This window comes from Nitrobacter hamburgensis X14, from assembly GCF_000013885.1.
Taxonomy (GTDB): Bacteria; Pseudomonadota; Alphaproteobacteria; order Rhizobiales; family Xanthobacteraceae; genus Nitrobacter; species Nitrobacter hamburgensis.
The window spans coordinates 1,112,604-1,126,435 of record NC_007964.1 but is presented as its reverse complement, the minus strand read 5'-3'; the positions used below and the strand labels follow the sequence as shown (position 1 = coordinate 1,126,435).

At 65.3% G+C, this 13,832-nt stretch carries 9 protein-coding genes; all 9 read left to right on the top strand.

What is annotated here, in order from left to right; genetic code table 11:
• Positions 1 to 52: 52 nt before the first annotated feature.
• The 9 genes from NHAM_RS05155 (at position 53) to NHAM_RS05115 (ending at position 13,787) form a co-directional block, all read left to right on the top strand.
• Positions 53 to 2,989 (top strand): monovalent cation/H+ antiporter subunit A, encoded by a 2,937-nt coding sequence (locus NHAM_RS05155; RefSeq protein WP_011509555.1) that lies wholly within the window; start codon positions 53 to 55, stop codon positions 2,987 to 2,989.
• The gene (locus NHAM_RS05150; protein WP_011509554.1) at positions 2,989 to 3,333 is read left to right on the top strand and encodes a Na+/H+ antiporter subunit C; all 345 of its coding nucleotides are present in this window, start codon (positions 2,989 to 2,991) and stop codon (positions 3,331 to 3,333) included. The genes NHAM_RS05155 and NHAM_RS05150 overlap by 1 nt, the downstream gene beginning before the upstream one ends.
• An 8-nt stretch (positions 3,334 to 3,341) precedes the next feature.
• A complete protein-coding gene (locus NHAM_RS05145; protein ID WP_198137031.1) occupies positions 3,342 to 4,937 on the top strand; it encodes a monovalent cation/H+ antiporter subunit D in 1,596 nt (531 codons plus the stop codon).
• Entirely contained in the window at positions 4,934 to 5,422 is a 489-nt protein-coding gene (locus NHAM_RS05140) for a Na+/H+ antiporter subunit E (RefSeq protein ID WP_011509552.1), read from the top strand. The genes NHAM_RS05145 and NHAM_RS05140 overlap by 4 nt, the downstream gene beginning before the upstream one ends.
• Positions 5,419 to 5,697 carry a K+/H+ antiporter subunit F gene (locus tag NHAM_RS05135; protein ID WP_011509551.1) on the top strand — a complete coding sequence of 93 codons (279 nt, stop codon included), beginning with the start codon at positions 5,419 to 5,421 and terminating at the stop codon, positions 5,695 to 5,697. Before NHAM_RS05140 ends, NHAM_RS05135 begins: the two co-directional genes overlap by 4 nt.
• The gene (mnhG, locus tag NHAM_RS05130; RefSeq protein WP_011509550.1) at positions 5,694 to 6,053 is read left to right on the top strand and encodes a monovalent cation/H(+) antiporter subunit G; all 360 of its coding nucleotides are present in this window, start codon (positions 5,694 to 5,696) and stop codon (positions 6,051 to 6,053) included. Before NHAM_RS05135 ends, mnhG begins: the two co-directional genes overlap by 4 nt.
• 169 nt (positions 6,054 to 6,222) lie before the next feature.
• The gene (gene mutM, locus NHAM_RS05125; RefSeq protein ID WP_011509549.1) at positions 6,223 to 7,092 is read left to right on the top strand and encodes a bifunctional DNA-formamidopyrimidine glycosylase/DNA-(apurinic or apyrimidinic site) lyase; all 870 of its coding nucleotides are present in this window, start codon (positions 6,223 to 6,225) and stop codon (positions 7,090 to 7,092) included.
• 1,242 nt (positions 7,093 to 8,334) lie between these two features.
• Positions 8,335 to 9,324, top strand: coding sequence for an autotransporter assembly complex protein TamA (locus NHAM_RS28015; protein ID WP_347336451.1), 990 nt, complete (start codon positions 8,335 to 8,337; stop codon positions 9,322 to 9,324).
• Positions 9,324 to 13,787 carry a translocation/assembly module TamB domain-containing protein gene (locus NHAM_RS05115; protein WP_011509548.1) on the top strand — a complete coding sequence of 1,488 codons (4,464 nt, stop codon included), beginning with the start codon at positions 9,324 to 9,326 and terminating at the stop codon, positions 13,785 to 13,787. Before NHAM_RS28015 ends, NHAM_RS05115 begins: the two co-directional genes overlap by 1 nt.
• Positions 13,788 to 13,832 lie beyond the last annotated feature (45 nt).

Here is a 13,832-nt window from a genome sequence, read left to right as displayed (position 1 = left end):
CCATATCTTGGACGCCATAACCGCTGGAGTTTTCTTCCCGAAAAGGTCACGAATGACGATGTCATATGAAACGATCCTCATCGTCGTTCTCGCGCTTCCCTTCGCCGGGAGCTGTCTTGCCGCGCTCCTTCAGGCCAATGCCCGCAATGCCGAAGCCTGGCTGGCGGGCGCAGTTGCGCTCATCAGTCTGGTGCTCCTGGCCGCGAGCTACCCCCGCATCGCCAACGGCGGGGTCATCCGGCATACCGTGGAATGGGTGCCGGAACTCGGCCTCTATTTCTCTCTGAGGATGGACGGTTTCGCCTGGGTGCTCGCCGCACTGATTACCAGCATCGGGTTCCTGGTGGTGCTGTACGCCCGGTACTACATGTCCCCCGCCGATCCCGTGCCGCGCTTCTTCTCATTCCTGCTCGCCTTCATGGGTGCGATGCTCGGCATCGTACTCTCGGGCAACCTGATCCAGCTGGTCTTCTTCTGGGAGTTGACCAGCCTCTTTTCCTTTCTGCTGATCAGCTATTGGCACCAGACCGCGCAGGCGCGGGATGGCGCACGCATAGCGCTGATCGTAACGTCGCTCGGCGGGTTTTGCCTGTTCGCCGGCATCCTGATTCTGGGACATATCGTCGGCAGCTACGACCTCGATCGGGTTCTGGCGTCTGGCGCCACGATCCGTTCGCATCCGCTCTACATCCCGACGCTCGTCCTCATTCTGATCGGAGCCTTGACGAAAAGCGCGCAGTTCCCGTTCCATTTCTGGCTGCCGCAGGCGATGGCGGCGCCGACACCCGTTTCGGCCTACCTACATTCCGCCACCATGGTCAAAGGCGGAGTGTTCCTTCTGGTGCGGCTCTGGCCTGCGCTGGGCGGAACAAACGAGTGGTTGTGGCTCGTGGGTTCTGCAGGACTTATCAGTTTCATCCTCGGCGCGTTCATTGCTCTTTTCCAGCAGGATCTGAAAGGGCTGCTCGCCTACTCGACCATCAGTCATCTCGGACTGATCACTCTGCTCATCGGCCTCGACTCACCGCTCGGGCAGGTCGCCGCCATCTTTCACATCATGAACCATGCGACATTCAAGGCGTCGCTGTTCATGGCGGCCGGGATCATCGACCACGAAAGCGGCACCCGCGACTTGCGCCGCCTGAGCGGCCTGCGGCGCTTCATGCCGATCACGGCAACGCTCGCGATGGTCGCTGCCGCCGCCATGGCTGGCGTCCCCCTGTTGAACGGGTTCTTGTCCAAGGAGATGTTTTTTGCCGAGACCATCGAAACGCACGACAACTCGCTGCTGGATCAGGCGCTGCCCTATATCGTCACGATGGCCAGCATGTTCACGGTCGCTTACTCGCTGCGGTTCATAGCCGAGGTGTTTTTCGGTCCACCGCCGCAGGATCTGCCGCGCACGCCGCATGAACCGCCGTTCCTGATGCGCTTCCCCGCCGGGCTTCTCGTCCTCGCGTGTCTTCTCGTCGGCATCGTCCCCGGCCTTACCATCGGTCCTTTGCTCACGACCGCGCTCCACGCCGTCCTCGGCGACGCTATTCCGAAGTATAGCCTTGCAGTCTGGCATGGCTTCACTCCCGAGTTCCTGATGAGCCTGGTCGCGATTTCCGGTGGCATAGCCATCTACCTGATGCTGCGCTCATATTTGCTCGTCACTGAAGGACCGCCGCTACTGCGCCACATCAAGGGTCAGCGCATTTTCGACCGCGTGCTCGTCGCCGTCTCGTGGCAGTTCGCTAGACGGCTGGAGGTACTGCTTGGCACGCGCCGCTTGCAACCGCAGTTGCGGTTGCTGATTTGCGCAGCGTTGCTGGTCGGCCTGGCGCCAGTGTTCACGCAAGGGATCGGCTCCTGGGGAATGACGCAAACTGCTTTCGATGTCGGGTTTGCTCTGATCTGGGCCGTAGGGGGCGCTTGCGCACTGGCTGCAGCTTACCACGGCAAGTTTCATCGCTTCGCGGCCCTCATCCTTGTCGGCAGCGCCGGGCTGGTGACGTGCGTCAGTTTCGTGTGGCTGTCTGCCCCCGATCTGGCGCTGACCCAGCTGGTGGTCGAGACGGTCACCACGGTTCTGCTTCTGCTCGGGCTGCGCTGGCTGCCGAAACGCGCCGAGAAAATCCATGCGGCCGGCTCGCCGGAACCGGGCATCCGCTGGTATCAGTTCCGCGACATCGGCATCGCGGCTGCTGCCGGAGGGGGGTTGGGAGTGCTGGCGTACGCGGTCATGACTCGCCCCGAGCCGAGCAGCATTGCGCGGTTCTTTGTCGAGAACGCCTACGCCCTGGGCGGCGGGACCAACATCGTCAACGTCATCCTCGTGGACTTCCGTGCGTTCGACACGTTCGGCGAGATCACGGTGCTCGGCATCGTCGCGCTGACCGTCTATGCATTGCTGCGGCGTTTTCGTCCTGCTGCCGAAAGCATTCCCGTGCCGGAGCAGCAGCACAGCCAGGACCTCTACGATGAGGCCCAACCGAGCCGTCAGAAGGGTGACACGCTCAAGAGCGCCATGTCCGTCCCCGCGCTCATGATGGCAATGCTTTTCCCGGTGATTTGCGCGACGGCGATTTTCCTTCTCCTGCGCGGGCACGACCTGCCCGGGGGTGGATTCGTCGCCGGCATCACGATGGCGGTGGCCTTCATTCTCCAATACATCGCCCGCGGAACCGCCTGGACGGAGGCGCATCTGCGCATCCTGCCTGTGCATTGGATGGGCGCGGGCCTCCTCCTGGCGGCCTGTGCCGGAGCGGGCGCCTGGTTGTTCGAACGGCCTTTCCTGAGCACGTCATTCTCCTACCTCGAGGTCCCGTGGATCGGCTCGGTCCCGCTGGCAAGCGCGCTGCTCTTCGATCTTGGCGTGTTTGCGCTGGTCGTCGGCGCAACGGTCCTGATGTTGATTGCGATCGCGCATCAGACCGTGCGTAGTCACCGGGCCCCGGCCAGCCGTGCAGCGCCCGCGGCGTCTCCAACGGCCGAGGTGCAGTAGTGGAGATCGTACTTGCTCTCGGCATCAGCGTGCTTGCGGGTTCGGGCGTGTGGTTGCTGCTTCGATCGCGCACGTTCCAGGTGATCATCGGCCTGTCGCTGCTCTCTTATGCGGTCAATCTTTTCATCATCGCGATGGGGCGAGTGAGGACCGATGCCGCTCCGATCCTGGACTCACATGCGGCCGGTGATCCGGCCAGCCTGCCGGATCCGCTGCCGCAAGCACTCGTCCTGACTGCAATCGTCATCAGCTTTGCGACTACTGCGCTATTTCTGGTCGTGCTGCTCGCATCACGTGGTCTGACGGGGACCGACCATGTCGACGGACGGGAGCCGGGATCGTGAATCATCTGATGATCGCGCCGGTCGTGCTGCCGCTGCTCGCCGGCGCGATCATGTTGGCGCTTGGAGGAGAGCAGCGCCGCGACCTCAACGCCGCGCTGAGTCTTGCGACCACGTTCGCACTGGTGGTGATTTCCATTGTGCTGCTGCGATCCGCCGACGCCGCGCCGACCGGCTTGGCCGGGGTCTATCGTCTGGGCGACTGGCCCGCCCCGTTCGCAATCGTGCTCGTCGTGGACCGGCTGGCCACGCTCATGCTGCTGCTGACCAGTCTCCTCGCGGCGGCGGCGGCGGTATTCTCGCTGGCGCGCTGGCACCGCGCGGGGGTGCTTTTCCATCCCCTGTTTCAGTTCCTGCTGATGGGCATCAACGGCGCGTTTCTCACCGGCGATCTGTTCAACCTGTTCGTTTTCGTCGAGGTCCTGCTCGCGGCGTCCTACGGTCTGGCGCTGCACGGCTCGGGATCTGCCAGGGTTATGGCCGGATTGCATTACATCGTCGTCAACCTCGCGGCGTCGCTGTTGTTTCTGATCGGAGTCAGTCTGATCTACGGTGTGGCCGGCACGCTCAACATGGCGGATCTGGCCGTACGCATTCCGGCGATCCGCGCGGAGGATCGGGGACTGCTGGAGGCGGGAGCCGGCATCCTGGGCGTTGCGTTCCTCGTCAAGGCCGGAATGTGGCCGCTGTGCTTCTGGCTCCCCAGTACCTATGCCGCCGCGCCGCCTCCCGTGGCCGCGATTTTCGCCGTGCTGACGAAGGTAGGCGCCTACATCATCCTGCGGCTATCGCTGCTTTTGTTCGGTGACGAGGCGGGAGCGTCGACTCAATTCGGCAGCCAGTGGCTGCTGCTGGGCGGCATGGCGACCGTGGCATTCGGCACCATCGGAAGCCTCGCTTCGCAGGATATGCCGCGGCTCGCCGCCTTTTCGGTGCTTGTATCCTCCGGCACGATACTCGCCGCCATCGGTCTGGAGCAGGTCGGCGTGACCGGGGCTGCCCTGTTCTACCTCATCAGTTCGACGCTCGGCCTGGGTGCATTCTTTCTCCTCATCGAACTCGTCGAGCGCGGCCGCGAGCCCGGTGCTGACGTGCTTGCGGTGACACGGGAGCTCTATGGCGACGAGGATGATCCGGAAATTTTTCAGGAAACCGGCATCGCGATCCCGGCGACGATCGGCATCCTTGGTTTGGCCTTCATCGGCTGCGCCCTTGTCATTTCGGGCCTGCCGCCTCTCTCCGGATTCGTCGCCAAATTCGCGATCCTGACGGCCGCGCTCAATTCTCCGATCAGCACCATCCCGATCTCCAGTTGGATTTTTCTTCTGCTGTTGATCGTGTCGGGACTGGCGGCGTTGATCGCCATGACGCGCGCCGGCATCCGTGCGTTCTGGGCTTCACCGGATCGCACCGTACCCCGCGTGCGCCTTATCGAGATGGCGCCTGTCGCGGCCCTCCTGCTGCTTTGCGCAATCCAGACGGTCGAGGCAGGCCCGATCATGCGCTTCATGCAGGCAACGGCGCAATCGCTGCACGCTCCTCACAACTATATCCGGGGGGTTCTCGGGTCTCCGATCGAGCCAGGCAATTCGAGGGGACCGACATGACCCGGCTGCTGCCGTTTCCCATCGTTAGCGCCAGCCTCCTTGCGTTCTGGCTGCTGCTCAATCAGACACTTTCGCCGGGGCATATTCTTTTGGGCAGCGCCGTGGCCCTTATCGGCGGCTGGGGGCTCGCAGCATTGCGGCCGCCGAAAGCCCATCCACGGCGGCCGGGCGCAATCGTCCGCCTGGCTGCTGTCGTCTTCGCGGACATCGTGCGGTCCAACATCGCCGTCGCACGCATCATTCTCGGGCCGAAACGAAGCGAACGGACTCCGGGCTTCGTGGAGATCCCGCTTGAACTCCGCGATCCCTATGGCCTGGCTGCGCTCGCTTGCATCATCACGTCGACGCCGGGCACTCTATGGGTGGACTTCAACGAAGCGAGCGGAATTTTGACCATCCACGTCCTTGATCTGGTCGATAAAGCCGAATGGGTCCGCACTATAAAGACACGTTACGAGCGGCGGCTGATGGAGATTTTCACATGAGCATGATGCTCGCCTGGTCGGTCACCGCGGCGCAGATCCTGCTGGGCTGCGCAATGGCATGCGCGGCCTTCCGCATCCTCCTTGGACCGAGGGCGCAGGATCGCGTCGTCGGGTTCGACACCCTGTATGTGAACGCAATGCTGCTGCTTCTCGCCTTCGGCATCAGAACAGGCAGCACGTTTTACTTCGAAGCCGCCCTGATCATTGCTCTGCTCGGGTTCGTGAGCACGGTGGCGCTCGCCAAATTCCTGCTTCGCGGGGAGGTCATCGAGTGAATGCAGCAGGCGAACTGTCTACGCTGCCAGCCATCCTGACGGCGGTTTTCCTGGTCGGCGGAGCTGTCATCACTCTGATCGGCTCGTTAGGATTGCTACGGCTCGGGAGGTTTTACGAGCGGGTACACGCACCCACCCTCGGGACCACGCTCGGTACAACCTGCATCGCAATCGCGTCCATGATCTACTTCTCGGCGCTAGGAACGCGCCCGGTGCTGCATGAGGTGCTCATCATTATTCTCGTCATCGTCACGACGCCGATCAGCCTGATGGTACTGGTCAACGCTGCACTGTTTCGGGACAAATCCGAAAACGGCGGGGCGTCTCCAGGAAAAGCAGAAGACGAGCGTCGCTAGCTTTGTTGTTTGACGGGGGCACCCCTAGAATACTCACCAGCAGATCAGGACGCACCGCTACCCGGCGGATCAGGCGTGAAACGGTTCACAGCACCCGCAGGCGGTGGAAGGCATTCGGAGAGAGTATGGTCCCTCACGCCGTCACCAACTTTCGCGCATAGACGCCACCATGCCTGAACTTCCCGAAGTCGAAACCGTTCGCCGCGGCCTGCAGCCGGTGATGGAGGGCGCGCGTATCACGCGCGTCGAACTGCGCCGCGCCGACCTGCGTTTCCCGTTTCAACCCGACTTTGCCGCGCGTCTGACTGGACAGCGCATCGTCGGCCTCGGTCGGCGGGCAAAATTCCTGATGGCCGACCTTGCCTCGGGCGACGTGCTGATGATGCATCTCGGGATGTCGGGTTCGTTCCGCATCGGTGCCGTACCAGTCGGCGCGTTTCACCATCCCCGCAATGTAGAGCGCGTCAACGACCATGTCGTGCTACGGCTGAGCAGCGGCAAGATCATCACCTACAACGATCCGCGCCGGTTTGGCTTTATGAAGATCGTCGCCCGCTCCGCGCTCGACGACGAGCCGCTGCTCAAGGGGCTCGGTCCCGAACCGCTCGGCAACGCCTTCGATGCTGCCACCTTGGCAAAGGCCTGCGCCGGCAAGACCGCCAGCCTCAAGGCGGCGCTACTCAACCAGCATGTCGTCGCCGGGCTCGGGAACATCTATGCCGCCGAGACGCTGCACCGCGCCCGGTTGTCGCCTAAACGCCGCGCCTCGACGCTGGCCAGCCACAGCGGCGCACCGACTGACCGCGCCAGACAATTGGTCGCGGCGATCCGCGCCGTGCTCACCGAGGCCATCGCGGTTGGCGGCGCGACGCTACGCAACTGTCGCCACCCGGACGGCAAGCTCGGCTATTTCCAGCACTCGTTCGAAGTCTATAATCACGAAGGCCAGCCTTGCACGACACCCGGCTGCGACGGCGTGGTGCGCCGTTTCGTGCAGAACGGCCGGGCCACCTTCTGGTGCCCGAAATGTCAGAAGTAACGGGGCTGGTGACCTCAATCGATGTGCGATAGCACCGCGGCTCCATATTTTCGCCCAACAAAAAATCACCATAATGTCCATGAGTTTCACGCGGGTGCCTGTTGCGCTTCAGAGGCAGGGGAATCTCCGGAACCTGAGCGGACCAAAGCTCAGGTTGAGCCGATAATGAGCTCGGGGGAGCGGAATAATTCAGGAACAGGTGCTGCCACAATGTCTGGCCCCCTCGGGGTGGCCGGCAAGGCGAAGAAGCTTTGTCGCTGCGGCGCGGCTGTTTCTGTGTACCGGTTGTGCCGCCATCGGAACCGCTGGCTGGTCGCTATGTGAGCCTGCTCGCGCGTTCGACCTTCCCGGCCCGTTCGGTTCCGACAAGCCGCCGCCGATCAGCGCAACAGCATTATCGTATCGCGTGGAGATCGAGGCCAGGACAGCCGACGGCCAGAAGAACAGTGACGCTGAACAGGCGCTACGCGATGCCTCCGCGGCTTATCGCCTCAGGCAGGAGCCGCCGCCGGACGGCGAAGGCCTCGTGCGCCGCCTTCAGGCCGACATCAATCCGCTGCTCGACGCCCTTTGGGGGCTTGGACGCTACAACGCCGAGATCGACATCACGGTCGGCGGGATTCCGGTCTCGCGCGACGAGACCGGTCTCGCCGCCGCGGTGCGCCGCGCCGAGAGCTTTCGCAACCGGGAGATCATCCCCGTCAAGGTCGCCGCGCGGCTCGGTCCGGTATTCAAGCTGCGCACCGTCGATGTCGATTATCCGCGCGAGATGGCACCGCAGCGGCTGCCGCGTCGCGCCTTCCCGCTGAAGCCCGGCGATCCGGCGATCTCCGCCGACCTGCGCGCCGCGCAGTTGAAACTCATCGACTGGTTTCGCAGCAACGGTCATCCGCTGGCGAAGATCGCGGACGTGAAAGCCACCGTGGATCATGCGGCCGCCGCAATGGATTTTCGGCTGCGGGTCGAGGCCGGTCCCAAGGCCGGCATCGGCCATGTCGCGATTTCAGATAGCGGAGATATCGATCCGCGCGTGGTCGCGACCCATGTCCATCTGCGCGAAGGCGAGCCTTATTCGCCCGAGCGACTGGCGCTGGTGAAAACCTCGATCGCAAGGATTCCGGCGATCGGCGGCATCCGCATCCGCGAGGGCGACAAGCTCGACGCCAACGGCAACGTGCCGATCTTCATCGACGTGACCGAGAGGCCGAAGCACGCGGCAGCTTATCGGCGCGGTATTCGACCATCGATGGTCCCGGCGTCTCCACCTATTACGAGCATCGCAACCTGTTCGGCAACGCCGAACGCTTACGGCTCGACGCATCCGCCTCGCTGCTGCGGCGGCTCGATGGCTCCTCCTATTCGAACCTCACCGATCTCCGCGCCTCGGATTTCGGCGCGCGATTCACCGCGACTTTCATCAAGCCAGGCTTATACGGCACGCCCAACGATCTCCTCGTCGAGGCCACCGCCTTCCGCGAGCGCGTCGGCAACAACGACCTCGGCGGCTACACCAACGATGCGGTGCGCGGCACCATTGGCGTAATCCACCGCTTTTCGGAGATGGCCTCGGCCCAGGCCGGCCTCCAGCTCGAGCAATCGCAATCGCGGGACGTGCTCGGGCGGGTCGATGCGACGCTGATCGGCGTCACCGCCAGCGGACGCTATGACACAACCGACAACCTGCTCGATCCCACGCGCGGCGTGCGCCTCGCCGCGACGGTCAATGCCTATCCGAAGCTGATGGGCTCGACGATCGACCTCTATGAGGCGCGGCTCGCGGGCTCGACTTATTACGCGCTCGACGAAGAGGCCAACTATGTGCTGGCGGGCCGGCTGGCGATGGGCTCGCTCGGCGGCGCGCCGCTGGCCGGTATTCCGGATGCGCACCGCTTCTTCTCCGGTGGCGGCGGCTCCGTCCGCGGGTTCGGTTTCAACACGATATCGCCGATGATGCTCGGCAAGATCGTCGGCGGGCGCAGCCTGGTCGAAGGCTCCGCCGAGGTGCGGGTGAAGGTCACGCCGACTATCGGCGTCGTGCCGTTCATCGATTTCGGTACCGCCTCCAGCTCATCGCTGCCGAACTTCGACGATTATGTCGGCTACGGCGCGGGCATTGGCCTGCGTTATCTCACGCCGGTCGGGCCGATCCGCCTCGATGTCGCGACGCCGCTGAACCCGCGCCCCGGCGACAGCCGTTGGGCGGTCTATGTCAGCATCGGACAGGCGTTCTGATGCGCGCGCGGCGAACCATCCTGCTCGCCGCCGCAGCACTCGGGCTCGCCGGCGTCGCGACGGCCGGCGTCGTTGTCTACAAGATGATCGGCGCGGCCGGCGACAATCAGCAGGACCTGCTCGCCGGCCTCGTTTCGCGGACGCTCTCCACGCCAGCAATCCAGGTGCATATCGGGGCCGTCGACGGCGTGCTGTCGTCCGACGCCACGATCCGCGATGTCACCATCACCGACAAGGATGGCACCTGGCTGAAGCTCGATCGCGCCCGCCTTGTCTGGCGGCGCACCGCGCTGCTGCTGGGCCGGCTGGAGATCGACCGCCTCGAGATCGGCACGCTGGAGATCCGCCGGAAGCCGCAAGCCGCCGACCAGCCCGTCGCGGAGCCTGAGCAGCCTGCCGCGGAGACCGGCCAGTCCGGCACCGAACAGAGCGCACCCGCCGCACAGCCGGGGCCATCCGCAGCGGAGTCCAGCCAGTCGATCCTGCCCGACCTTCCGGTGAAGGTGCAGGTGAAGGCGTTCGATCTGCACGCGCTGGTGCTCGGCGAGCCGGTTCTCGGCGAGGCCGTAAGCTTGGCTGCGACCGGAAACACCGAACTGGGCTCGCCCTCGGAAGGGCTCATCCTCAATCTCGACGCCACCCGCAAGGACTCCCCGGGCCGCTTCAAGGTGGCGCTTGCCTTCGTACCGCAGGGCAATGCCCTCACCCTCGACGTTACGCTCGACGAGCCATCCCATGGACTATTATCTAGGCTCGGCCGTTTTCCCGGTGAACCGCCCATAGCCTTCGCGCTTCGTGGCAAGGGCACGCTCGACAGCTTTCGCGGCGCGCTGAAATTCCAGGCCGGCCCCACCATCGATGCGACCGGCGCCATCACGCTCGACCGGAGCGGAACCGGCCGGGTTCTCGCGACCAGGGTCTCCGGTCATCTCGGGCCATGGCTGCCGCCGCTTGCCGCCTCCGTCTTCGCCGGCGAAACCAGGCTCGACAGCGCGACGCGCATCGGCGACGACGGCAGCGTCGTCTTGGACGGGTTGACGCTCACCAGCCGCCTCGCCCGGCTCGAGGTGAAGGGCGCGCTCGGCGCCGACAAGATGATGGATTTCTCGGCGACCGTTCGCTCGCTGCCGAGCAACGGCGACGTCACCGAAACCGACCGGGGTTCGATCCGCATCCTCACCTTCGACGGCCGGGTCAACGGCCCGGCGAAGGCGCCCCGCGTTTCGGCGAAACTCGCGGTGTCCGATGCCCGTTTGCCCGACGGCAACCTTGACGCGCTCGAAGCCTCGATCGACGTCGTTCCCGACGCCGAACTCAGCGACCACGCCACGACCATCGCGATCGATGCAAGCTTGCGCGCTTCCGGCATCGCGCTGCGAGACCCTGCTCTCGCGGCAGCAATCGGCGACAGCGCATCCCTCGTGCTCAAGGGCAGCACGAATCTCGGTGGCCAGGCAAAGATCGAGCGGCTGGAGATCGGCACATCCACGGTTCAGGCCGCCTATACCGGCGAAGCCAGCCGAGACCGGCTGCGCGGCCGCGCAACCGGTACCGTGCCCGATCTCGGCCGCTTCGGCGGCCTTGCCGGATTGAATCTCGCCGGTGAAATAAAGCTGGGCCTCGATCTTGACGGCGACCTTCGACGCGGCCGCATCGACGCCAGGCTGTCCGGCACCGGCGACCGGTTCGCCACCGGGCTTGCGGCGCTCGATGAACTCGCAGGGCCGCGCGTCACCCTCGCCGCCGATTTTTCATCTGGCGGCAACGATACCTACAGGGTCCGCGCAGCTTCGCTCGACGGCGCCCATGTCACGGTTCGCGCCAGGGGAAGCCTGACCCGCGAAGCCAGCGACCTCGCGGCGCATATCGAGCTTCCGAATCTCACAGCGGCCGATGCGCGCCTGACCGGCGTGGCGTCGCTCGACGCACGGCTGACCGGAGGGTTAGCGCATCCCGGACTATCGCTCACGGCGGCGCTGGATCGCGCGACGGCGATGCAGCGTCCGATCCCACATCTGGGACTCACGGCGACGGTCGCCGACATCAACGGGCCTTGCATCATCGACGTCAGACTCGACGGCTCCGTCGACGGCAAGCCGGCGCGCGGCATTGTTCAGGCGAGCCGCCGGCCGATGGAGCACGACCCCGGCACCAAGGCCGATCAGGATGCGCGCGACAAGCCGGCGGCTGCCTTCGCGGGCTGGAACGCCAGGACCCTCGACATCGCCATCGGCTCGGTGTCGCTGACAGGTGCGGGCACGATCGACGCGCAAAACCTCGCGCGCGGGCAGCTTCGCTTCGCGGCCGGGTCGCTGACGGATATCGCGCCGCTCGCGCTCACCGATCTTGCCGGCGCGGCCTCGCTCGATCTTGCGCTGACAGACGACGGCGGGCGGCAGTCCGTCCGCCTTGCCGGCAAGGGCACGGGACTTCGGGCCGCCGGTGCGGCGATCCGTAATTTCGACCTGCGCGCCGATGGCGACGATCTCTACAGCCATCCGGTGCTCAATGCGGATGCCGAGATCAACGGCGCGGAGATCGGCGGCCGGGCGATCGCGAACGCAACCTTAAGCGCGAAAGGCGATGCCGACGCGAGCACGATCGGCCTGTCCGCCAAGGCCGCGGGCTTCAATCTCGACGCCGCGGGCGTGTTGACACCGAAGCAGCCTATCCGGTTCGACCTCAACCGCTTCACCGCGAAACGCGGTGCCAAGGCGGTCGCGCTGCAAGCGCCCGCGAGCTTCACGCTCGACGACGGCACCGTGCTGATCCAGCATCTGGCGATCGGGATCGGCGGCGGCCGCTTTACGCTCGACGGTAAGATCGGCAAGGTGCTCGACCTCAAGGCCGTGGCCAGCGCGGTCCCGCTCGCAGAGGCCGAGATCGCGGTGCCGGGCCTGGGGCTCGCCGGGACTCTCGACGCCTCCGCCCTGATCGCCGGCTCCGCGAGCGCACCGACAGGCGACTACAAGATCGCTGTCAAACGGCTCACGGCGCCGCAGACCAGAAGCGCCGGCGTGCCGCCGATCGATATCACTTTGGACGGCCGCCTCGAAAAGACCCGCACAAAGCTCGATGCCACCGCCTCGGCAGGCAAGGCAGGCACCGTCGCGGCGGCGGGCACGGTGCCGTTCGACGCCTCCGAGACGATGGCGCTGACGGCAAAAGGCCGGCTCGACGCCGCCGTCGCCAATGCCATGCTGTCCGCCTCCGGCCGCACCGTTTCCGGAATCGTGCAGATCGATGCCCGCGCGGGCGGCACGCGGGCCAGGCCCCAGGTCGACGGCATCGCCACCATGAGCGGCGGCAGCTTCCGCGATAGCGTGCTGGGAACGCGGCTCGATGCCATCGAGGCAAAGGTCACGGCGCAAGGCGAGCGCATATCCGTCGAGCGACTGAGCGCGACGACCCCCAACGGCGGCACGCTGTCCGGCTCCGGCCAGGTCCGCATCGCGCCCGATGCGGGCTTTCCCGGCACGGTCTCGATCCGCGGACAGCAGGCGACGCTCGCAGCGAGCGCCCTCGCAACCGCTCAGGCGAATCTCGCCATCAACGTCACCGGTGCGCTTGCGCGCGATCCGAAGATAAGCGGGCGCGTCGATCTCACCCACGTCAGCGTCGATATTCCGGAGCGGCTGCCCTCGACGCTGAAGCCGATCGACGGCATCGACCATGTCAACGCCACGGGCCAGGCCGCCACCCGGCTGGCCGCGGCGCGCAAGGCGGAGGCCGCCAGGAACAGCAAGGGCAAGGGCCGCCAGGCGCTCTTCAACGCCGCGCTCGATGTCACTGTCTCGGCGCCGAACCACGTGTTCGTGCATGGCCGCGGGGTGAACGCGGAACTCGGCGGCTCCCTTCACGTCGGCGGCACGACCGACAAGCCCGTGCCGAAGGGGGCGTTCTCGCTCTATCGCGGCAAGATGGCGGTGCTGGGAAAGACGCTGAATTTCACCAAGGGCAACCTCTCCTTCAACGGAGACTTCGCGCCCGAACTCGATTTCGCGGCGGAGATACAGGCTTCCGACATCACCGCGCAGATCGGTATCTCGGGCCCGGCGGCCGCGCCGGTTTTCGCCTTCACGTCGCGACCGGAGCTGCCGCAGGATGAAATCCTGTCGCGCATCCTGTTCGAGAAGGCGTCGGGCAGCCTGACGACGGCGCAGGCCCTGCAGCTTGCGGAAGTCGCGGCGCAGTTCGCCGGCGGTGGCGACGGGGTGCTGGACCGGATGCGCCGCTCGCTCGGCGTCGATAGTCTGGACGTGGGCGTCGGCGCCGGCGGCCCGACGGTCGGCGCGTCGCGCTCGATCGGCGACAGGCTGAGCGTAGGCGTCCGGACCGGTGCGACCCCCAGCCAGTCCGGCCTCTCGGCCAATGTGGACGTGACGCGCCATATCCGGGTGGAATCGGATGTCGATGCGATGGGCTCGACGTCGGTGGGAGTGGGCACAAGATTCGAATGGTGAGGCAAGAGTGATTTCTGTCGTGCCCTTGATGCGGCTATATGCAAG